This is a genomic window from Plantactinospora sp. KLBMP9567, assembly GCF_033446045.1.
Lineage (GTDB): Bacteria > Actinomycetota > Actinomycetes > Mycobacteriales > Micromonosporaceae > Plantactinospora.
The window spans coordinates 14556-34132 of record NZ_JAWQRR010000057.1 but is presented as its reverse complement, the minus strand read 5'-3'; the positions used below and the strand labels follow the sequence as shown (position 1 = coordinate 34132).

The following is a 19577-nucleotide window of genomic DNA, read 5'->3' as shown; positions in this document are numbered from 1 at the left end:
GCGTGGTTCCGGGGGGGGGGGGGGGGCGGGGGGTGGGGGGGGGGGGGGGGGGGCCCCCCCCCCCCCGGCCCCCCCCCCCGCCCCCGTTGACCCGGCCGCCCCCGCCGGCCCGACCGGGCCCCCCGACCCGGCAGGTCCCCCCAGCCGCGCGGCTCCCCCGGACCGCACGGATTCCCCCGGCCGCGCAGGTCCCCCCGACCCGGCCGGGCCCTCCGGCTCGGTCGAGCCCCCCGACCGAGCTGGCACCCCGGGCCCGGCCGGGCCCCCCGGTCCGCCCCCCACGGACCCGGCCGTCCCCGTCGAGCCGATGACCGGATCGGCGGTAGACGTCCCCAAGACCTGCATCGACGCGACCGACCAGCCCGGCCCGGTCGGGCCGGTCGGCCACACCGGCGACCCGAGCAGCGCCGGGGCCGGTCGTTCCGACAGCGAGTCGAACGGCAACTCGACCCAGGCCGGTGGCCGGAAGACCGGCTCGCACCGGTCCTCGACCAGGTTGCCCTCCGGGTCGACCAGACAGCGCCGGTACCGGCCGTCGTTGTCCAGCACGTCGACCCCGCCGAAGGCGCCGTACCGGTAGTGCACCACCCCGCCCGACCGGTACGGACGGTCGGAGAGGACCGCCGGCCCCACGTAGCCGACCGTCGCCTCGTCCAGACGTTTCGCCAGTTCCCGAAAGAGCTCGTCGGTCGCCGGGTGGACGGTAAGGAACTTTCCGGCTCCGGCCCGTGGCGCCCGGGGACCGTTGAGTTCGGCGAGTCCCGCCGCGGTGGCGACGAAGCCGAACGCGGTACCGGTCTCGACCAGCACCGGTACACAGGCGGCGAGCACCTCCGGCGCGTTCGACGGCGTCGCCGAGACGTGCAGCTTCCACCCCTGCAACCGGTTCGCCGGCAGCGCCGGAGCGACCAGGGTCCGCCCGGCCCGTTGCCGCACGGTCCAGCCGGCGAGGCTGATCCGGTCCAGCAGTTCGACGACGAGGTCGGCCGGCTCCCGCCGCCCGGACCACCCCGCGCTGCTGGCCGGAGCCCGGGTCCGCCCGCGCACCGGCATGGCGAGGCCGGAACTCCGGCTCGCGGTTGCCGACGACTCGGGCGTCATAGGTCTCCCCAGTTAGCGGTTGGCGAAGCGCCGGCCGTGGTGAGTGGCAGCTGGCACCGCCGACGAGAGTGCCGGTCCGGCGTATCGTCCGGGCATCGACCCCATATCGGGTACGCCCGCCCGGGCCGGCCGCTTCGCTCCGGGTCGGCTGGCTGTCGAAGATCCGGTCGGGTACCGGACCGTACGGAGACACGCCGGATTTTCCCGAGTGGACTGGGACACCGGTCCCGGGTCCGCGGGACGTCGGACGGGACATGATGCTCAGCCGACGGACCTTACGCGCCCCGTTGAACACCGGGCCTAGGCTGCCGGAGGAAACCGTCGCCCACCTGCGCCGAGACCGTCGAGGTTGGATCACGAGAGGAGTGTCATGACCGCTAAGCCGATTCGCCCGGTTCGCCGTACGGAGATCGAACCGATCGTCATCGCCAGCGACAACAGCTTCGCGCACGCCTACGGCAGCGTCGCGGAGATGCTGAGCGAGAAGGACATCGGCGCCAAGGCCCAGGGCGGCCTGGAGTTCTTCGACAAGGCGGGCCGTCGACTCGCGCCGGTACTCAGCCACTCCTGGGAGTTGGAGGGCCTGGTGCCGACGCTGGAGGATCCCGACCCGGAGCTGATCCAGGGCCGGTTGCAGGCCGTCGTCCAGCACGTCGGGGACTACATCCGCCGGCACCCGGAGCTGGTCGCCGACTCCGGGCTGACCGTGGACGAGGCGATCGACGCCCTGCCGCAGCTCGGCGGCGGCACGCTGGCCGAAGATGCCGCGCACTTCCCGGGCGGTGACTCCCCGTCGGGGGGCATGCGACTGATGGATCGTGGCGGATGGTTCCACAACTCACTGCACGCCGCCGGCTGGACACACTGAGAACTTGATCGGACAGGGGTAGCAGGGGTGACGTCCACCGAGGACACCAGGCGATGGCCCACAGGTAGGGTCGCCGCGCTGGTCGGGGCAGCCATCGTCGTCGCGCTCGTGGTGGCCGGGCAGTACGCCAGCGCCCGTGGCATCTGGGTCGAACAGACCGGTGAGATCGCGGTGATCGCCGTCGCGTTCACCGCGATGGGCGTGCTGGTCCTGGTCGGGATACCCGGACATCTTGTGGGCCGGCTCATGCTCGCCGCCGGGGGGGCGGCGAGCGTGGCCGTGCTCGCGGAGAGTTGGGGAAGCTGGCTGCCGCTGGCCTGGTTGAGCCAGTGGGCGTGGTGGATCCCGTACGGGCTGATCTTCCTCGCCCTGCTGGTCTTCCCGGACGGGCGGCTGCCCTCGCGGCGGTGGCGCCCGGTCGCCGTGGTGATCATAACCGGGACGGTCGTCGCCGCCCTCGCCTACGCGACCGCCGCCCTGGACGATCCCTACAGCCTGGTCAGCGACCCGGAGCCGGCGCCGACGCAGCGGGCCCGGACGCTCGTACTGGTCGCCCTCCTCGCCATCGGGGTGACCCTACTCGGGCTGATCGCGGTACTGGTCTCGCTGGTGCTGCGCTGGCGGCGGGCAGACGGTGAGACCCGGGCCCAGCTCGCCTGCCTGCTGGCGTCGGCGATCCTGCTGCTGCTCGGGCTGGTGCTGGAGGCCATCAACCTGCCCGGGGCGTGGGTGATCATGGTGGTGGCGCTACCGATCGGGCTGGCCGTCGCGGTGCTGCGATACCGGCTGTACGGCCTCGACCAGGTCATCAACCGGACCATCGTCTGGCTGGTGATGAGCCTGCTGGTGATCGCCGCGTTCGTCGGGCTGATCACCCTGCTCCGTGACCTGCTGATGGCGGGCAGCACCTCGAACGCCTCCCTGGTCGCGACCGGCTTGATCGCGGTCGCCTTCGAACCGGCCCGGGGCCGGGTGCAGCGGGGGGTCAACCGGCTGCTCTACGGCGACCGGGACGATCCATACCAGGTGATGGCGCGGCTCGGCGACCTGCTCGGCCGTACCGTCGAACCGGGTGCGGTGCTGCCCCTGCTGACCGACACCATCGCGCGGTCGCTGCGGGTGCCGCACGTCGCGGTCGAGGTCGAGGGGCGGGAGGGACCTCGCGTCCTCGCCGCGCACGGCACCGCGAACACTCCGGTCGAGTCGTTCGACATGGTCACCCGGGGGGAACGGGTCGGCCGGTTGCTCGTCGCGAACCGGAGCGCGGCGAGCCGCTTCACCCCGGTCGAACGGCGGCTGCTGGGCGACCTGGCGGTGCACGCGGCGGTGGCGGCCGAGGCCGTCCGGCTCATCCACGACCTGCAGGAGTCCCGGGAACGGCTGATCACCGCCCGTGAGGAGGAGCGCCGGCGACTCCGCCGCGACCTGCACGACGGGCTCGGCCCGACCCTGGCCGGGATGGCCATGCAGGTCCGGGCGGCGCACAAGCTCGTCGCCGGGCAGCCCCGCACCGGCCGGATCCTCGACGCGCTCACGGCTGACCTGCAGACCTGCACCGCCGAGGTACGCCAGCTCGTCGACCAGCTCCGGCCGCCGGCGCTGGACCGGGGGCTCGCCGCCGCGCTGCGCAACGAGTGCGCCCGGTTCGACAGCCCGGCCCTCGCGGTCCGGTTGCACGTCGAGGGCAACCTCCAGGGGCTGCCGGCGGCGATCGAGGTGGCCGCGTACCGGATCGTCGCGGAGGCGCTGAACAACGTGACCCGGCACTCCCAGGCCAGCACCTGCCGGGTGAACGTGCACCGGGACCGGGCGCTGACGGTGGAGATCGTGGACGACGGGGTGGGCCTCGGGCCACGCCGGCCCGGCGGTGTCGGCCTCGACTCGATGCGGGAACGGGCCACCGAACTCGGCGGCGACTTCGACATCACCCCGGCCAGTCCACATGGTACGTCCATCCGGGTGCGTCTGCCGTTCCAGCCTGCCATACCCGACCAGGCGACCGGTGCGGCAGCGCAGGACGGCCCAGCCACCCTCGGCCGAGCGGTCACCGGCGCACCGGCCGGAGATGTCTCCGTCGCCGACCGTACGGGCGACGAGGCCGAACCCGATCCGGGCTCCGGCACCCCGGACGGCCGCTGGGGGGCCGCCCACCGATCCGTCGACGCCGGCCCGGAATCGGAAGTGCCACAGCCACGGAGCGGTGCGGCGCAGCCCGCCGCCACGGCCCCGCCGGCCGCCGGTAGCCAGAGTCCGGACAGCGACGCGGACCGGATCGGCTAGCCCGCTACGCTGAACCCGCGATGCGCAGCCCGGCTCCGCGGTGCCTTTCTGCCGGCCGATGGCAGCGCACAGGACGCGATGTGCGGGCAGAGGCGGCGACGAGCATGGTGCACGGTGGACGGATCCTCATCGTCGACGACCACCCGGTGGTGCGCCGAGGGCTGCGCACCATGCTCGAGGGCGAGTCGTGGGTGAGCGAGGTGTTCGAGGCGGCGACCACCGCCGAGGCGATCAGCACTGCGGTTACCGAGCGGGTCGAGGTGATCGCGATGGACGTGACGCTGCCGGACGGTGACGGCGTCGACGCCACCGCCCGGATCATCCAGTCCCGCCCGGAGACCAAGGTGCTGATGCTGACCATGGCCAACGATGAGGAGATCGTGGCCCGGGCGCTGCGGGCCGGTGCCCGGGGGTACGTGCTCAAGGACACGGATCCGGACGCCGTCATCGACGCGCTGCGTACGGTCGCCCAGGGCGGTGTCGTGCTCGGCCCGGGCATCGGGCCGTCCGTGCTCACCACGCTCAACCGGGGGCCGGTCGAGCTGCCCGCCCCGTTCAACCAGCTCACCGCCAGGGAGCGGGACATCCTCGGCCGACTCGCCTTCGGGGACACCAATGCCAAGATCGCACGGCACTTCGGGCTCAGCGAGAAGACCGTACGCAATCAGCTCTCCGCGATCTTCGCGAAGCTGGGTGTCGCGGACCGGGTGCAGGCGGCCCTGCTCGCCCGCGATGTCGGGCTCGGCACCTGAGCCTGACTCGCCCCGGCGCATCGGGCGGCGCCTGCGTCGGTCCAGGTGCGTCCGGCCCGGCCCTGATGCTGGCCCGATGCCCTGATGCTGGCCCGATGCCCTGATGCCGTCCGGTGCCCTGGTGTCGTCCCGGTGCTCAGCGGAGCCGCAGGTCGAAGTCGACGACCAGCGGATAGTGGTCCGACGCGGACTCCGCCGCCCCACCGGTGACCACCCGGGGCGGCTGGGCCAACCTGGCCAGCGGCGGCGTGCCGAGCAGATAGTCGAGTCGCATCTCGGTGAACTCCACCCCACCACCGGCGCTGGTCGGTACGGTGTGCGGCGGCTCCGCCCGGTCCGTGGACAGGTCGGCGCCCTCCGGCCGGAACAGGTCCACGAGACCCGACCGGTACAGCGCGGCGACCGCCCGGGTGTCCACGGTCACCCCGTCCGGCATCAGGTGCCGCCCCCGGTACTCCGGAGGCAGCCGGCCGATCCGCTCATCGTGCCGGCCGCCCGGATCGAGTGTGTTCAGGTCACCCATCAGCAGTACCAGCCGGTCCGGTAACGCCCTCCGGTCCGGCCCGCCCCGGCCGGCCGCGCCGACCAGCCAGCCGGCCTCACGCAGCCGGCGCCGCCCGGAATACGGATGCAGGTGCGTGCTGAATACGGTCAGCGGGCCCCGGTCGGTGTCCAGCAGGACCCGCTGCGCCCCGTGGTGGAACGGCCGGCGGACCGGCGCCACCAGCACCGCCTCGACCGGTCGCCGGACGAGTACCGCCACCGGTTGCCCGAACCATCCCCCGGCCAGGTACGCCCGCATCCCGAGCCGCCGGGCCATCGTGTCGAGCCGGTCGCGGTCCCGGCGCAGGCCCCGGAGTTCCTGCAGTGCCAGCACGTCCGGCCGCTGCTCGGTGACGACCTGGAGCACCCGGTCCAGCCGGCTCGGGTCGGCACCGTCGCGCCCGCCGTTCTTGATGTTGTACGTCATCGCCCGCACCCGGCATCCACCCCCCGTCCCCGTCCGGCCCACCCGCCCGACGCCTCCCACCTCAGTCCAACCAGCCCGCCCGACGCCTCCCGCCTCAGTCCGGCCGGGCCGCCCGGGCCAGTTCGTCGTCGAGACTCGACAGTTCGGCCGGGGCGCCGCGCGCGGTCTCCGTCGGGCGCGTCGAGTGCGGCGGCTCCGCGTCGGCACCGCCACTGCCCGGCGAGTCGCCCCCGGCGAATTCTTCGTTGGGGCGCACCACCAGCCAGAGCAGGCCGATCCAGAGCGTGGTGAGCAGCATGGCCCCGGCGAAGTCGCTCGGATGGTGCATCCCCCGGTACATCCGGGAGCCGGCCACCAGGAGCGGCATCACGACCGCGGCCAGCACGGTCAGCCAGCGCCACCACCGGTCGGTGCGCGGCATCACCAGCAGGGCGATCGCCACCCACAGGCACATCGTCGCAGCGATGTGCCCGGACGGGAAGGACGCGGTCGGCAGGCGCCCGTCCAGGTGCTCGACCTGCGGACGGGGCCGGTTCACCGCGCGGGCCGACGCGAGAAAGAGGGTCAGCTCGCCGAACATGGTCAGCGCGAGGAAGAGCACCGGCCGCCAGCGCCGCCAGAAGGCCAGCGCCAGCGGACAGAAGACCAGCGAGACCAGCAGGATGGCGTGGGTGTCGCCGGCCTTGCTCGCCAGATAGCTGAGGTCGTTGAGGGTGTCGGTCCGGTGCGCGGCGAACCACTGCGGCACCTCGCGGTCGAGCGTCTCGACGAAGGTGCCCTCGACGTAGTAGCTGACCAGCATGCCGAAGGCGTACAGCGCGCCGAAGACCAGTACCCAGCCGGTGAGCACCTCGGCGACGGCCGCCCGGGGATGCGGCAGCAGGTGGTCCTCGGCCGGTGCCGGGCTGATCTCCCGGCTCGGCTCCGGCTCCAGCCCCTCGGCCAGCGGCCGGACCGGGCGACCCCGCTCGCGGCGCCACACCCGGAAGGCGTACGCGGTGACGCCCAGCCAGGCGAGTCCGAGCAGCCAGCCGGCGAGGACGTCGGAGACGTAGTGCACGCCGAGCGCGACCCGGGTCACCCCGACCGCCACCACCACCGCGATCACGACACCGGTCGCCACCCGCCGCCACCCGCGCCGCATCGCCGGCAGGAAGACCAGCAGCAGGGCGCCGTAGGCGACCATCGACCCGAGGGCGTGCCCGCTCGGGAAGCTGTTGCCCGGTGCCGAGGCGACCGGGATGTCGACCGCCGGGCGGAGCCGGCCCACCAGTTCCTTCAGCGACGGGTCGAGCAGCAGGGCGCCGAGACCGGTGACGATCAGATAGACGGCGAGCCGGCCCTGCCGGCGGACCAGCAGGCCCACCACCGCGATGGTGACCAACCAGAGCATGATCGGCCGGCCGCCCAGCGAGCTGACCGCCTGGAGCACGGTGACCAGGCCGTCGTTGGCCGAGACCACCCCGTTGAACCAGGCCGCGGTCTCGTGGTCGGCCCGGTGCAGCGGCCTCCAGTGGAACCGGACCAGCAGTAACAGCACGCCGAACCCGACACCGGTGCCGGCGACCAGGGCGAACCCGAGCAGGCTACGTTCGGCGAAATGCCCGAGCGGTCGCCGCAACACCTCGCTGACCGTGGCCACGCCAGAGCTCCCTCCTCGCCTCTGGCCTGCCCGGTACCCGCGCTGCGGGCGGCATACACCCGTCAGCCGCCGCGCGGCTCCGCGTCGGGGCCGACCGCGTCGGCCGCCCGCTCCTCGGTGGCCCGTGGCCCGGGTACGCCACGGCCGGGTGTCCCCGCCGGATCGATGTCCATCATGTCGGCGTGCCCCAGGTCTGTCCGGTCGGGATCCCAGTGGTCCGGCTCGGCCGGCTCGTGCTCGCCGATCCGCAGCGCCTCCAACTGGGCGGCGAAGGCCAGCCCGCCGAAGAGCGCGATCCCGGTCAGGTTGGCCCAGAGCAGCAGCGCCATCATGCCGGTCAGCGCGCCGTAGGTGGCGCCGAACGCGTCGCTGTACGACACGTAGCCGGCGAGCAGGACGCTGGCCAGCCACCACAGCGCGGTACTGAACCCGGCGCCGAAGAGCAGCCAGGACAGTCCCGGCTGCCGGCGGCGCGGCGCGTGCCGGAACAGCACCGCGACGGCGAAGACGGTCAGCCCGAGACTCAGCGGCCAGCGCAGCACGTCCCAGGCGAAGCCGACCGACGGGCCCCACCAGTCGTAGTGCCGCCCCATCGAGCGGCCCAGCTCGCCCCCGCCGACCAGGATGAAGAAGCCGGCCAGCGCGGGTGCTCCTGCGGTGAGGGCCAGGACGGCGGCCCGGACGTACTTCCACAGCGCCGGCCGGTCCCGTTCCACCCCGTAGATCCGGTTCGCCCCGCGCTCCACCTGCGCCATCGTGGTGGTCAACGCGACCAGCCCGGTGAGCAGGCCGAGGGCCAGGGCAAGTTCGCCGGCCTCCTCGGTCTGCTCCGAGTCGACCAGCAGTTCCTTGACCACCCCGTCGCTGGCGCCCGGCGTCAGCCCGATCACCGTGTCGGCGACCACCAGACCACCCTCGTCCGCCCCGAGGTCGCTGATCAGCCCGGCCAGCGCGATCAGGAACGGCACCACGGCGAGGCAGAGTTGCAGGGCGAGGGCCCGGGAGTGGCTGAACGCGTCGCCGTACCGGAACCGGATGAACGCGTCCCGGATCAGGTGCCAGCCACCGTACCGGCTCAGGGTGTGCCAGGCGTCGTCGGCGGAGAGTTCCTCGTCGGCCATGCACCGGGTCTCGGGGACCAGCCGGGTACTGCTCACCGCGCCCCCTCCACCCGCCGCTCCCCGCGCTCGGCGACCGCGTCGGCGTCCACCGCGAGGTCCGGCTCGGTCGCCGGCCTCGGTACGCAGAGCCAGAGCGCCTGGGGGCGGACCGACACCTTCAGCGCGCGGCCGGCGGGGATGACGTCCCCGTCCAGTTCGCGCGGTTGGGCCCGGTTGCTGGTGATGATGATCCGCCGGCCGCGCAGCACCTCCATCCGGGGCACCCGGCGGCGCCGCCGCAGCACCGCCCAGCCGAGCGAGACCCAGTGGTTGAGCGTCCGGGGCGTGAGCACGGCCACGTCCAGGTAGCCGTCGTCCGGCTCGGCGTCGGCGAGCAGTCGTACCCCGCCCTGCAACCGCCCGACGTTGGCCACCAGCACGGTACGGGCCCGGCGCCGTCGGGGCGGCTGGTCGTCGATCCGGATCGACACCCGCATCGGCCGGTCCCGCAGGTGCCGCAGCGCCCCCATCACGTACGCCGGCCAGCCGACCCGGGCCTTGGTGGTCTCGGAGGTGGCCTCGAGCATCTGGGCGTCGAAGCCCATCCCGGCCATCACGGTGAAGTAGGCGTCACCGCAGGTGCCGACGTCGATCCGCCGCCGGCCCTGTTCGAGCGCCACCTCCAGCCCGGCGGCCAGGTCGCCCGAGAGCCCGAGGTTGGCCGCGAGCAGGTTGCCGGTGCCCGACGGCAGGATGGCCATCGCCACGTCGGTGCCGACCAGTGCGCCGACGCAGGACATCACGGTGCCGTCGCCGCCGCAGACGAAGACCACCTCGGCGCCGTCCTCGATCGCCTGCCGGGCCTGGCCCCGGCCCGGGTCGTCCACTGTGGTGGTATACCAGGCGGGTTCCGGCCAGCCTGCGGCGGCCAGTGTCTCGGTGACGGTCCGGCGCAGCCCGTCGAGGTCGGTCTGCTTCACCGGGTTGACCACCACCGCCGACCGGAGACCGCCGGCACCGCCGCTCCGGGAATCCGCCGGCACGCCGGCCGTGCTCTCCTCGTGCGCCTTCACGGCCGCCAGTGTGCAGCAGCTTGCCGCCGGCAGCGAGCCGGCCGGGCGTGACCTTTTCCGCATGCCGGGCGGGTTTCGGCGGGTCAGCGCCACGGCCGCTACGGTGAACCTTTTCAACCTCCCCTTGCGGTCCGGCGGACCGCATGGTCGGACGCGGTGCGTGGGCGCCGCGCGGTCCAGGTTGAAAAAGGTACAGTGACCACATGATCGATCCGCCGCTCGCGCCGGAGGAACAGGTGGCCACCGCCGGTGAGCGCGCGGTCTGGGAGGCGTTCCTCGACTGCCAGCGGCGGGAGCTCGCGGAGAAGATCGCCGGGGTGTCGGACGAGGATGCCCGGCGCCGGCTCGTACCCTCGCTGACCACGCTCGGCGGGTTGCTCAAGCACCTGTCGGTGGTGGAGCGGAGCTGGTTCCAGCGCCGGCTGGCCCAGCGGGAGCCGGTCGAGATCGCCGGTTGGGTGGACGGCGGTGACCCGAGTTGGGCACTCGGCCCCGACGACACCGTCGAGAGCCTGCTCACCGAGTACGCCGAGGCGTGCGCGGAGTCGCGTCGGGTCGCCGCCCGGTTCGCCCTCGACGACACCGCGCCGCAGGCCCGGCTGGGTCGGGTCTCGTTGCGCTGGATCTACGCCCACATGATCGAGGAGACCGCCCGGCACGCCGGGCACGCCGACATCCTCCGCGAACAGCTCGACGCCGCCCGCCGGCCGGGCTGAGCCCGCGCCCCCGCCCCGCCCCGACTCGATCGGCCCGGCGCCGACCTCGACCGTGCCGCTCCGACCGCAGGCGGCCGGCGCTGGTCGGCTGCCCGCGGACCGCTGCGGGTCAGGCGGCCTTGCGGAGGGAGTCGAGGGTACGGCGACGCAGCTCGGCCAGGTCCATCCCGGCCTCGGTCAGCACCAGCGCGGCCACCCCGCGCCCCTCGCGAAGCAGCCCGAGCAGGATGTGCTCGGCACCGATCTCCCGGTGCCGAAGCTGGACCGCCTCGCGCAAAGCCAGCTCCAGCACCTTCTTCGCCCTGGCGGAGAACCGGTTGCCGAAGTCCCAGCCGCCGAAGAGGCCCCAGCGCGACCGGGCCGGCGGCGACTCCAGAGCGCCCTCGCCGAACGACTCCTCGAGCTTGGAGCGCACCGCCGCCAGGTCGATGCCGATCGAACGGAGCGCCTCGGCGTCGCGGTCGCCGAACTCCTCGGTGCCGCGACCGACCTTCCGCTCGATCGCCTCGGTCACCTGCGCGGCGTCCACCCCGGACTGGTTGAGCAGCCCGGCGACGGAACTCTTCTCCCCGTCGAGCAGCGCGAGCAACAGGTGCTCGGTGCCGACGTTGCGGTGCCCCAGTCGCTCGCGCGCCGCCACAGCCCCCCGGACCACGTCCCGGGCCTGCACCGTGAACCGCTCGAACATCATGCCCCTCCCTGGGTACGCGCCGACGCCCGGCCGGCGTGCTTCTTGTGTACTCCCTGCCTGCTGACCTCGAGTGCGTCGGCGATCTCCTGCCAGGACCAGCCCTGGCGCCGGGCGTTGTCGACCTGGACGACCTCCAGGCGTTCCAACAACCGGCGCAGGGCCACCACCGCGCGCAGTCCGACCCGTGGATCGGTGCTGCCGGCCGCCGCCGCCAGATCCGTTGCCTGACTCATACTGTCAACTTAGGTTGACAGAGGCGTCCATGTCAACCCCAGTTGACACAGTCGACCCGAAGCCCTCACCCCGGCGCGCCTGATCGAGCCGTTCAGGAGACGGCGGCACGGAACGCCGTTGCCCGCAGCCGCAGTGCGGCCAGGTCGCCACCCTGGGGCGCCGTGCCGAGCAGGGACTCGGAGGCGCCGACCGCGACGGCACCCGCCGACAGGTACTCCGGAGCCGACTCGACGTCCACCCCGCCGAACGGCACGAACGGGACGTCCGGGAACGGCTCCCGAAGCGCCCGGAGATAGGCCGGGCCACCGAGCGACGCGGGAAAGAGCTTCACCGCCGCCGCCCCGGCCAGGCTGGCCGCGACGACCTCGGTCGGGGTCAGCGCGCCGACCAGGACGGGCAGCCCGAGCCGGACCGCCTCGGCGACCGCCGGCACCAGTCCCGGGGTCACCACGAACGACGCCCCGGCCTGCTCCGCCTGCACCACGTCGGCCTCGGTGAGCACCGTACCGGCACCCAGCGGCGCCTCCGGGCCCAACGCCGCCCGGGCCCGGACCAGCACCCCGGCCTCGTCCCGGGAGGTCAGCGACACCTCGACGAGTGCGATCCCGGCCTCCGCCAGTGCCAGTACGCTGGCCAGCGCCGCATCCGGGTCGTCGCCCCGCACGACGGCGAGCAGCCGGTGCCGGCGCAGCACGTCGGGCAGGTTCACCGTTCCATCCTCGCAGTCGAGCCGGCCCGTGCGCGGCACAACGGGTCCGGGCCGAGCCCGCACAGAACCGACGGCAGCGGGGATTCGCGACGATTCGCATATACCGCCCGAGCTGGTCGGCAATCCTGCTAACCTCCCCGCCATGCACCGTAGCCCCGTGACGGGTCCGGACCGGATGCCCGCCGAGGGCGACGTGAGCCGCGCCTACCCACTCCCCGGCCACCGGCTCAGCGTCGCCGGAGGCAGCCGGGTGGGTCAGCGCTACTCGGCGAACTTCGACGTACTGCACGTCGATCCGGTGCTGCCGTTCCTGGCGGTCGCCGACGGGATGGGCGACGGCCGGGGCAGCACCATCGCCGGCGGCACCACCATGGAAACCATGGTCGCCGGGGTGCGCACGGCAGCTCCCGACATCGGCCCCAGGCAGCTCCGCGCCGCGATGGCCCAGGCGCAGTCCCGGGTCCGGGCAGCCGGCACCGAACTGAACGAGCTGACCGGCTGCACCTTCACCGGCCTGGTCGTCGTGCCGCCGGCCGCCGGACCGGGTGCCGCCGGTGCGACCCAGCCGCCCGGTGGCGACGGCACCGGGGCACCGTTCCCGGCCGAGCCGGGCGTCGCCGGCCAGGGAGTCGGGACGCGGCGTACCGCGCCGATCGCCCGGTCGGCCCCGGGCGGTACGGCAGTGGACCCGGCCGGAGAGACCGAGCTTTCCGGCTGGATCGTGCAGCTCGGCGACTCCCGCGCGTACCGGCTCCGGGACGGGCTACTCGAACTGCTCACCGTCGACCACACGGCCGCCTGGCTCGGCGCCGTCTACGGCTGGTATCCGGCGGACTCCCCGGCGGCGGCCGCCGCCCGCTACCAGCTCACCCGGTACGTGGGCCACCCGGCCATGCCCGAGCCGGACCTGCTCAACGTCGCGTTGCGGCCCGGCGACGTCTACTGCCTCTGCACGGACGGTGTCGCCGAACAGGTCGACTACCAGCGGCTGGCCAGCCGGCTCGGCGCGACCGGCAGCCCTGCCGACACGGTCCGCGGCGTACTCGCCGACACGCTGGTCGCGGGCGGTCGGGACAACGCGACCATCGCCGTACTGCGGGTCGAGCCCTGACCGAACCATCCACTGTGCCGGTCGTACTGGCCGAATCCGCCGCCGCCCGCCGCGTCGCCCGGATACTCTCGGCTGGTGCAGAGGACACGCCACGTAGTCCGTGCCGGGCCGGTGGCCGAGTGATCGCGGGGCAACGGTGAACGCTCCGCAGGAGGCGCTGGTCGTGGTTGGGGTCGACGACTCCCGGCTGAGCATGACGGCGGTCCGGCTGGCGGCCCGCGAGGCGGTCCTGCACTCCCGCCCGCTGCGGGTCGTGCACGCGTTCAACTGGGTCGCGGACCCGTCGGAGCCGATGCCGGAGGAGCCCCGCCGTCCCGCCGAGGAGCTGCTGCGCCGGGCGACCGCCACCGCGGCCGAGGCCCAGCCGGGAGTGGAGGTCTCCTGCGCACTGATCGAGGGGCCGGTGATCACCACCCTGCTCCGCGAGTCGGGTTCCGCCGCGCTGCTGGTGATCGGCGACGGTGGTCTCGGCGCGGATCCCGACGTACCGGCCGACTCCGACGCCACCGCCGTGCAGCTCGCGGCCCGGGCCGGGTGCAGCGTGCTGGTGGCCAGGGAACAACTGCCCTCGACCGGGCCGGTGCTGGTCGGGGTGGACGGCTCGGCCAGCTCGCTGAGCGCCCTCGACTTCGCCTTCGACACCGCCGCGCGGCACTCGACCGACCTGGTCGTGGTGCAGGTCTGCGACCCGGACGGTACGGACGGCGCCCCGCCGCCCGAGGTCGTCGAGCAACTCGCCGAGGCGGTCGCGCCGTGGCAGCGGAAGTACCCCTCGGTCCGGGTGGAACAGCAGGTCCGGACCGGCGACCCGGAGTCGGCGCTGGCCCAGGAGACCCGCCGGGCCGAACTCGTGGTGGTCAGTGCGCGCGGCGACGAGCCCTGGCGCGGCATGCTCGGCTCGGTCAGCCAGGCGATGCTCTACCACTCGGCCTCGCCGGTGGTCGTGGTACGCAGCGCGCACGGCGTCTACATCCAGGAGTGAGCGTGCCGAGATGGCCGTTCCGGTCGCGGGTCGGCCCGGCTCGGGGCAGGCTCGGGTGATGGAGACCGCGCTGGACCCGCAGCCTCGGCTGACCGACGAGGAACTGGGCCGGATCGACGCGTACTGGCGGGCCGCCAACTATCTCAGCGCCGGGCAGATCTATCTGCTGGCGAACCCGCTGCTGCGCGAGCCGCTACGGCCGGAGCACGTCAAGCCGCGCCTGCTGGGCCACTGGGGTACGGACCCGGGGCTGAACCTGGTCTACGCACACCTGAACCGGGTGATCGTGGCCCGCGACCTGTTCGCGATGCTGGTGACCGGACCCGGGCACGGTGCTCCGGCCATCATCGCGAACACCTGGCTGGAGGGGACCTTCACCGAGCTGTACCCGTCGGTGGGCCAGGACGAGGCCGGGATGGCCCGGCTGTTCCGGCAGTTCTCCTTCCCTGGCGGGCTACCGAGCCACGTCGCGGCCGAGGTGCCCGGGTCGATCCACGAGGGCGGCGAGCTGGGCTACTCGCTCGCGCACGCCTACGGGGCCGCGTTCGACAACCCCGACCTGCTGGTCGCCTGCGTGGTCGGGGACGGCGAGGCGGAGACCGGTCCGCTGGCCGGAAGCTGGCTCTCCACCATGTTCCTCGATCCGGCCCGGGACGGCGCGGTGCTGCCGATCCTGCACCTCAACGGCTACAAGATCGCCAACCCGACCGTGTTGGCCCGGATGCCCGAGGAGGATCTGCTCGGCATGCTGCGCGGCTACGGCTACCGGCCGTACGTGGTGGCCGGGGACGAGCCGGCCCGGGTGCACCGGGAGCTGGCGGCCTGCCTGGACCGAGCGCTGGACGAGATCACCGAGATCCAGCGCCGGGCCCGGCATGGCGGGCCGGTGCAGCGGCCGCGCTGGCCGATGCTGGTGCTGCGGACCCCGAAGGGCTGGACCGGGCCGGGCGAGGTGGACGGCGAGCAGGTCGCCGGGACGTGGCGGGCCCACCAGGTGCCGCTGGAGGGGGTACGCGACGACCCCGGTCACCTGGCCCAGTTGGAGCGCTGGCTGCGGTCGTACCGGCCGGAGGAGCTCTTCGACGCGACCGGCGCGCCGCTACGGGCGCTGGCCGAGCTGGCTCCGCGCGGCGACCGGCGGATGAGCGCGAACCCGCACACCAACGGCGGCGTCGTACTCCGCGACCTGGTCCTGCCCGACTTCCGGGCCCACGCCGTCGAGGTGGACCGCCCCGGCCGCCCGGTCAGCGGGGCGACCGGGGTCGTCGGCTCCTGGCTCCGGGACGTCATCGCGGCCAACCCGGACCGGTTCCGGCTCTTCGGCGCGGACGAGGTGGAGTCGAACGGCCTGGCCTCGGTCTTCGAGGTCACCGACCGGGCCTTCATGGGCCCGACCCAGCCCGGCGACGACCACCTCTCCCCGGGCGGCCGGGTGCTGGAGGTGCTCTCCGAACACCTCTGCCAGGGCTGGCTGGAGGGCTATCTGCTCACCGGCCGGCACGGCGTCTTCACCAGCTACGAGGCGTTCGTGCACATCGTCGACTCGATGCTCAACCAGCACGCCAAGTGGCTCAAGATCACCCGCGGCATACCCTGGCGCCGCCCGGTCGCCTCGCTCAACTACCTGCTCTCCAGCCACGTGTGGCGGCAGGACCACAACGGCTTCTCCCATCAGGACCCGGGTTTCATCGACCACGTCACCAACAAGAAGGCCGAGATCGTCCGGGTCTACCTGCCGCCGGACGGCAACACGCTGCTCTGCACCATGGACCACTGCCTACGCAGCCGGCACTACATCAACGTGGTGATCTCCGGCAAGCAGGCCGCCCCGAACTGGCTGTCGATGGAACAGGCGGAGCTGCACTGCCGGCGCGGGCTCGGGATCTGGGACTGGGCCAGCACCGACGCCGGGGCCGAGCCGGACGTGGTGCTCGGATGTGCCGGCGACGTGCCGACGCTGGAGACGCTGGCCGCCGCCGACCTGCTCCGCCGGTACCTGCCCGATTTGAAGGTCCGGGTGGTCAACGTCGTCGACCTGATGCGGCTGCAACCCGCGAGCCTGCACCCGCACGGGCTGGCCGACCCGCAGTTCGACGCCCTCTTCACCCGGGACCGGCCGGTGATCTTCGCCTACCACGGCTATCCCTGGCTGATCCACCGGCTCAGCTACCGCCGGACGAACCACGCGAACCTGCACGTCCGGGGTTATCAGGAGGAGGGCACCACGACCACGCCGTTCGACATGGTGATGCTGAACGACCTCGACCGGTTCCACCTGGTCATGGACGTGATCGACCGGGTACCCGGGCTGGCCGTCCGGGCCGCCGACCTCCGGCAGGCGATGGTCGACGCCCGGCAGGAGTGCCGCGACCACACCCGGCGGTGCGGCGAGGACCACCCGATGGTCGCGCAGTGGCAGTGGCCGGGCTAACCGCAGCCCGGCGCCCCGGGGGTCGATCCGTCGGCTACCGGGCTGTCCGGGACCGGTGGGCCTGGTTGTCTGGTGGCACCGGTTCCTACTTCCGCGCCGGCACGGCCCCGCCGAGGAGGCAGACATGCCACTGCCCGAGCACGACGCCAGCGTCGGCCACTCGTTCGCCCTGGACGTCGACGGGACGGTGATCTCGGAGATCACCGAACTCTCCGGACTGCGCCTCGGCCAGGACGTCGTCGAATTCAAGTCGACCAGCTCCGACGGCGGGTACGTGGTCCGCCCGGTGCCCGGCCGGCCGCGCGGCGGCGAGCTGACCCTCGTCCGGCCGCAACGCGGCGGCAACAGCTTCGAGGGGTGGATCGCCGACGTCCGCGCGACCCGGGGCGGCGGGGGCGGCTCGGCCGCCGCCGTGGTCGTGTTCGACGCCGACGGTACGCCGATCAAGCGCTACCGGCTCGTGGCGGCCACACCGAAGCACCTGGAGGTCAGTACGATCACCGGCGGCGGTACAGGCGTGCTCAACGAGAAGCTGGTGCTGACGTACGAGGCGGTGGAGGTGGAGTAGTCCCGTGGCACGGTCGGCGGACGAGATCCTGGACATCGTCGACGAGCGGGACCGGGTGGTCGGGCAGGCCCCGCGCGGCGAGGCGTACGCCCGGCGGCTGCGGCACCGGGCCGTCTTCGTGCTGGCCCGCGACCCGTCGGGGCGGATCTTCGTGCACCGGCGCACCGCGCAGAAGCTCGTCTTCCCGTCCCGCTACGACATGTTCGTCGGCGGGGTCGTCGGCGCCGGAGAGACCTACGACGAGGCGGCCCGGCGCGAGGCCGAGGAGGAGTTGGGTGTCACCGGCCTGCCCGCGCCGACGCCGCTGTTCAGGTTCCTCTACGAGACTCCCGAGCACACCTGGTGGTCCGCTGTCTACGAGGTGTGCTGCGCGACGCCGGTCGACCCGCAGGTCGAGGAGGTGGCCTGGCACGCGTTCCTCACCGACGAGGAGTTGGCGGGGCGGCTGACCGAGTGGGCGTGGGTGCCGGACGGGCTGGCCGCGTACCACCGGCTGCTGGAGCGGCGCCCGGCGGCCAGCCGTTGCCGCGGCGGCCAGGTCCCGCCGCCGTCGGCGGACTCGTGACGCGTCACCGCCACCCGTTACCGGATAGGTCCCGTTCGATCCCGGCGTACAGGATCTGCCGGATCAGCTCGACGTAATCGCTCTCCGAGCCGTCATCGGCGGTGTACAGCCGGTCGAGCATGTGCCGGACGTCGCTCAACGGATCGTCCTGCTCGTCGTCGAAGCCGTACGCGGCCACCTCCCCGCCGCCCCGGATCACGCCGTCAGATCCCGGACGCGTCATAACCCATCGCCCTCACTCCGCGCAACGGTGAACTCCCGCCTCCCGCCAGCGCCCCGAAGATCGTGGCGATGCTGCCCCGGGCGGTGAGCATCGACCAGCCGATGTACCCGACGTACTTGACGATTTTGAATGTGTAGAACGCCGCCATCGCGTCGCCGAACGGCCCCTTCTTCTTCGTGATGAAGATGATCGCGGTGTCGATGGCCAGCTTGAGCGTGTCGACCAGCACCGAGGCGGTGTGCATGGCGAACTGCGCGAATTGCTGGTACGCCTTGTGGACCTCCATGAACCGGGACAACATGTTCTTGAACAGGTCGGCGAGCGCCTGGAACGACTTGTACGCCACCTCGCTGGCGCCGCCCTCCCAGGCACGGTCCAGCGAGGCGAGACCCCGGTCGATGTTCTTGCCGATCCGCTCCAGCGCCTGACCGATGGCCCGCCACGCCCCGGCGGTCCGGCTGTACGCCTCCCAGTCGCCGGCGACGAACTCGGCGATCTTCTGAAGTGGATTGGTGCCGGTCAGCTCCTCGATGAAGTTCATGACCATCCCGGTCAGGCTGACTTCGGCGATCTTGTCGAGGACCTTGGTGGGGTCACTGAACACCGTGTAGCCCGGCGTGCCGGTGAGCACGTCGAGCGGGTTCATGTAGTCGGCGAAGCCGGAATGGCTCGCCTCCCAGCCCTCTCGCTGCGAGTGGCCGTTGACGACGTACTGGGACGACTCGAAGCGCTCCTTGGCCGCCTTGTCGCTGCCGTCGTAGAGCTTGGCGGCCTTGTCCAACTCTGCGGCGGAGGCGCGCAGGGCCTGGCCGAGCTGGGTGACCAGGTTCACCGCGTCGTCGTAGATCCGGTCGTGGAAGTTGAGCGCCTTGGCCAGCAGCCCTTCGGAGGAGACCGCCTGCATCTCCTGGCCGCACCACTGGCGCAGGTAGGCAAGGACCTTGTCGTTGTGCTCGGCGTTGCGGTTGAGCAGGCCGACGTACCCGCGCAGGTCGGCGGTTTCCACCTTGAAGGTCATCGGCCCTCCTCCTCCCGCTCCCTCGCGATGGCCTCCCGCTCGTTCGCGATGGCCTCCCGGCCCTCGGCGTACAGCCGCTCGCGTTCGTCGTCGGGCAGGTCGTGCCACCACTTCGCGTGTTCCTCGGCCCGCTGGGCGAACACCTCGCCGTACACGCTGGAGCCGACCGCCTCGTAGAGCGTGATGTTCCCGGCGAGTACGTCCCGGGCCATGTCGCGGGCCAGCGGGTCGCCGTCGTCCTTGGCCTGTCCCTCCAGGGCTTCGCGCAGCAGCCGCTGCTCGGCCGGGTCGCGCAGACTCCTCAGTAGCGGCCTATCCATCGCGCATCCCCCCGCCGGTACCCGGCCCGGTTGTCCATCGTCACGCCTCCACGGTGGCAGAGGACGCTCACCGAACCCTGGCGTCTGGCCAGCCGTACCCGGCCGCTGGCGGCGCTGGTCGGCGACGTGTCGCGGGGTCGTGCACCGGCCGACTACGGGTTGGGTACGGGGCGGCAGGTGCCGGCGGAGTCGAGGTACGGTTGCCCAGGATTTCCTACCGGAG

General features: G+C 72.9%; 21 protein-coding genes. 11 read left to right on the top strand and 10 right to left on the bottom strand.

What is annotated here, in order from left to right:
• Positions 1-307 precede the first annotated feature (307 nt).
• The 5 genes from R6Y94_RS40655 (at position 308) to R6Y94_RS40635 (ending at position 5001) form a co-directional block, all read left to right on the top strand.
• Positions 308-580 carry a hypothetical protein gene (locus R6Y94_RS40655; RefSeq protein WP_318402217.1) on the top strand — a complete coding sequence of 91 codons (273 nt, stop codon included), beginning with the start codon at positions 308-310 and terminating at the stop codon, positions 578-580.
• Between the two features lie 189 nt (positions 581-769).
• Positions 770-1117: a hypothetical protein gene (locus R6Y94_RS40650; RefSeq protein WP_318402216.1), complete on the top strand. Its 348-nt coding sequence runs from the start codon at positions 770-772 to the stop codon at positions 1115-1117.
• 354 nt (positions 1118-1471) lie between these two features.
• The gene (locus R6Y94_RS40645) at positions 1472-1969 is read left to right on the top strand and encodes a hypothetical protein (RefSeq protein ID WP_318402214.1); all 498 of its coding nucleotides are present in this window, start codon (positions 1472-1474) and stop codon (positions 1967-1969) included.
• Between the two features lie 27 nt (positions 1970-1996).
• A complete protein-coding gene (locus tag R6Y94_RS40640; RefSeq protein ID WP_318402213.1) occupies positions 1997-4249 on the top strand; it encodes a sensor histidine kinase in 2253 nt (750 codons plus the stop codon).
• A gap of 80 nt (positions 4250-4329) precedes the next feature.
• Positions 4330-5001: a response regulator transcription factor gene (locus tag R6Y94_RS40635; protein ID WP_318402211.1), complete on the top strand. Its 672-nt coding sequence runs from the start codon at positions 4330-4332 to the stop codon at positions 4999-5001.
• Positions 5002-5137: 136 nt separating this feature from the next.
• Here R6Y94_RS40635 and R6Y94_RS40630 read toward each other — a convergent pair whose 3' ends face one another.
• From R6Y94_RS40630 to R6Y94_RS40615, 4 genes are all read right to left on the bottom strand, one after another.
• The gene (locus tag R6Y94_RS40630) at positions 5138-5971 is read right to left on the bottom strand and encodes an endonuclease/exonuclease/phosphatase family protein (protein WP_318402209.1); all 834 of its coding nucleotides are present in this window, start codon (positions 5969-5971) and stop codon (positions 5138-5140) included.
• A gap of 94 nt (positions 5972-6065) precedes the next feature.
• Complete coding sequence (locus R6Y94_RS40625; protein ID WP_318402207.1) at positions 6066-7613, bottom strand: phosphatase PAP2 family protein; 1548 nt, start codon at positions 7611-7613, stop codon at positions 6066-6068.
• A 62-nt stretch (positions 7614-7675) separates the two neighbouring features.
• Positions 7676-8770 (bottom strand): YihY/virulence factor BrkB family protein, encoded by a 1095-nt coding sequence (locus R6Y94_RS40620; RefSeq protein ID WP_318402205.1) that lies wholly within the window; start codon positions 8768-8770, stop codon positions 7676-7678.
• Positions 8767-9756 carry a diacylglycerol/lipid kinase family protein gene (locus R6Y94_RS40615; protein ID WP_318402220.1) on the bottom strand — a complete coding sequence of 330 codons (990 nt, stop codon included), beginning with the start codon at positions 9754-9756 and terminating at the stop codon, positions 8767-8769. Before R6Y94_RS40615 ends, R6Y94_RS40620 begins: the two co-directional genes overlap by 4 nt.
• 233 nt (positions 9757-9989) lie before the next feature.
• Between R6Y94_RS40615 and R6Y94_RS40610 the strand changes: the two genes are divergently transcribed.
• Positions 9990-10502, top strand: coding sequence for a DinB family protein (locus R6Y94_RS40610; protein WP_318402203.1), 513 nt, complete (start codon positions 9990-9992; stop codon positions 10500-10502).
• A 109-nt stretch (positions 10503-10611) separates the two neighbouring features.
• Here the strand turns inward: R6Y94_RS40610 and R6Y94_RS40605 are convergent, their stop codons facing one another.
• The 3 genes from R6Y94_RS40605 to R6Y94_RS40595 form a co-directional block, all read right to left on the bottom strand.
• A complete protein-coding gene (locus tag R6Y94_RS40605) occupies positions 10612-11193 on the bottom strand; it encodes a Clp protease N-terminal domain-containing protein (protein WP_318402201.1) in 582 nt (193 codons plus the stop codon).
• On the bottom strand, positions 11190-11426 hold the full coding sequence (locus R6Y94_RS40600; protein WP_130463859.1) for a helix-turn-helix domain-containing protein: 237 nt from the start codon (positions 11424-11426) through the stop codon (positions 11190-11192). Before R6Y94_RS40600 ends, R6Y94_RS40605 begins: the two co-directional genes overlap by 4 nt.
• Positions 11427-11518: 92 nt before the next feature.
• Positions 11519-12136 (bottom strand): bifunctional 4-hydroxy-2-oxoglutarate aldolase/2-dehydro-3-deoxy-phosphogluconate aldolase, encoded by a 618-nt coding sequence (locus R6Y94_RS40595; RefSeq protein ID WP_318402199.1) that lies wholly within the window; start codon positions 12134-12136, stop codon positions 11519-11521.
• Positions 12137-12278: 142 nt separating this feature from the next.
• Between R6Y94_RS40595 and R6Y94_RS40590 the strand changes: the two genes are divergently transcribed.
• The 5 genes from R6Y94_RS40590 (at position 12279) to R6Y94_RS40570 (ending at position 17793) form a co-directional block, all read left to right on the top strand.
• Positions 12279-13247 (top strand): serine/threonine-protein phosphatase, encoded by a 969-nt coding sequence (locus tag R6Y94_RS40590; RefSeq protein WP_318402197.1) that lies wholly within the window; start codon positions 12279-12281, stop codon positions 13245-13247.
• A 136-nt stretch (positions 13248-13383) separates the two neighbouring features.
• Positions 13384-14229, top strand: coding sequence for a universal stress protein (locus R6Y94_RS40585; protein ID WP_318402195.1), 846 nt, complete (start codon positions 13384-13386; stop codon positions 14227-14229).
• A gap of 58 nt (positions 14230-14287) precedes the next feature.
• Positions 14288-16660, top strand: a complete 2373-nt coding sequence (locus R6Y94_RS40580; protein ID WP_318402219.1) for a phosphoketolase family protein — start codon at positions 14288-14290, stop codon at positions 16658-16660.
• 124 nt (positions 16661-16784) lie between these two features.
• Entirely contained in the window at positions 16785-17228 is a 444-nt protein-coding gene (locus R6Y94_RS40575) for a phage tail protein (RefSeq protein ID WP_318402193.1), read from the top strand.
• A gap of 4 nt (positions 17229-17232) precedes the next feature.
• Positions 17233-17793 carry an NUDIX hydrolase gene (locus tag R6Y94_RS40570; protein ID WP_318402191.1) on the top strand — a complete coding sequence of 187 codons (561 nt, stop codon included), beginning with the start codon at positions 17233-17235 and terminating at the stop codon, positions 17791-17793.
• 4 nt (positions 17794-17797) lie between these two features.
• On the opposite strand, the gene R6Y94_RS40565 is transcribed toward R6Y94_RS40570, so the two are convergent.
• Genes R6Y94_RS40565 through R6Y94_RS40555 form a run of 3 tightly spaced genes read right to left on the bottom strand, consistent with a single transcriptional unit; the run spans position 17798 to position 19354 of the window.
• On the bottom strand, positions 17798-17992 hold the full coding sequence (locus R6Y94_RS40565; protein ID WP_318402189.1) for a hypothetical protein: 195 nt from the start codon (positions 17990-17992) through the stop codon (positions 17798-17800).
• 4 nt (positions 17993-17996) lie between these two features.
• Positions 17997-19034 (bottom strand): hypothetical protein, encoded by a 1038-nt coding sequence (locus R6Y94_RS40560; protein ID WP_318402187.1) that lies wholly within the window; start codon positions 19032-19034, stop codon positions 17997-17999.
• Entirely contained in the window at positions 19031-19354 is a 324-nt protein-coding gene (locus R6Y94_RS40555) for a hypothetical protein (protein ID WP_318402185.1), read from the bottom strand. The genes R6Y94_RS40560 and R6Y94_RS40555 overlap by 4 nt, the downstream gene beginning before the upstream one ends.
• Positions 19355-19577 lie beyond the last annotated feature (223 nt).

Excerpts from the sequence above, each read along its gene's own strand:
- R6Y94_RS40610 (WP_318402203.1), top strand. The coding sequence starts at position 9,990 with ATGATCGATCCGCCGCTCGCGCCGGAGGAACAGGTGGCCACCGCCGGT.
- R6Y94_RS40580 (WP_318402219.1), top strand. The coding sequence starts at position 14,288 with ATGGAGACCGCGCTGGACCCGCAGCCTCGGCTGACCGACGAGGAACTG.
- R6Y94_RS40655 (WP_318402217.1), top strand. The coding sequence starts at position 308 with ATGACCGGATCGGCGGTAGACGTCCCCAAGACCTGCATCGACGCGACC.
- R6Y94_RS40600 (WP_130463859.1), bottom strand. The coding sequence starts at position 11,426 with ATGAGTCAGGCAACGGATCTGGCGGCGGCGGCCGGCAGCACCGATCCA.
- R6Y94_RS40590 (WP_318402197.1), top strand. The coding sequence starts at position 12,279 with ATGCACCGTAGCCCCGTGACGGGTCCGGACCGGATGCCCGCCGAGGGC.
- R6Y94_RS40645 (WP_318402214.1), top strand. The coding sequence starts at position 1,472 with ATGACCGCTAAGCCGATTCGCCCGGTTCGCCGTACGGAGATCGAACCG.
- R6Y94_RS40575 (WP_318402193.1), top strand. The coding sequence starts at position 16,785 with ATGCCACTGCCCGAGCACGACGCCAGCGTCGGCCACTCGTTCGCCCTG.
- R6Y94_RS40605 (WP_318402201.1), bottom strand. The coding sequence starts at position 11,193 with ATGATGTTCGAGCGGTTCACGGTGCAGGCCCGGGACGTGGTCCGGGGG.
- R6Y94_RS40630 (WP_318402209.1), bottom strand. The coding sequence starts at position 5,971 with ATGACGTACAACATCAAGAACGGCGGGCGCGACGGTGCCGACCCGAGC.
- R6Y94_RS40555 (WP_318402185.1), bottom strand. The coding sequence starts at position 19,354 with ATGGATAGGCCGCTACTGAGGAGTCTGCGCGACCCGGCCGAGCAGCGG.
- R6Y94_RS40560 (WP_318402187.1), bottom strand. The coding sequence starts at position 19,034 with ATGACCTTCAAGGTGGAAACCGCCGACCTGCGCGGGTACGTCGGCCTG.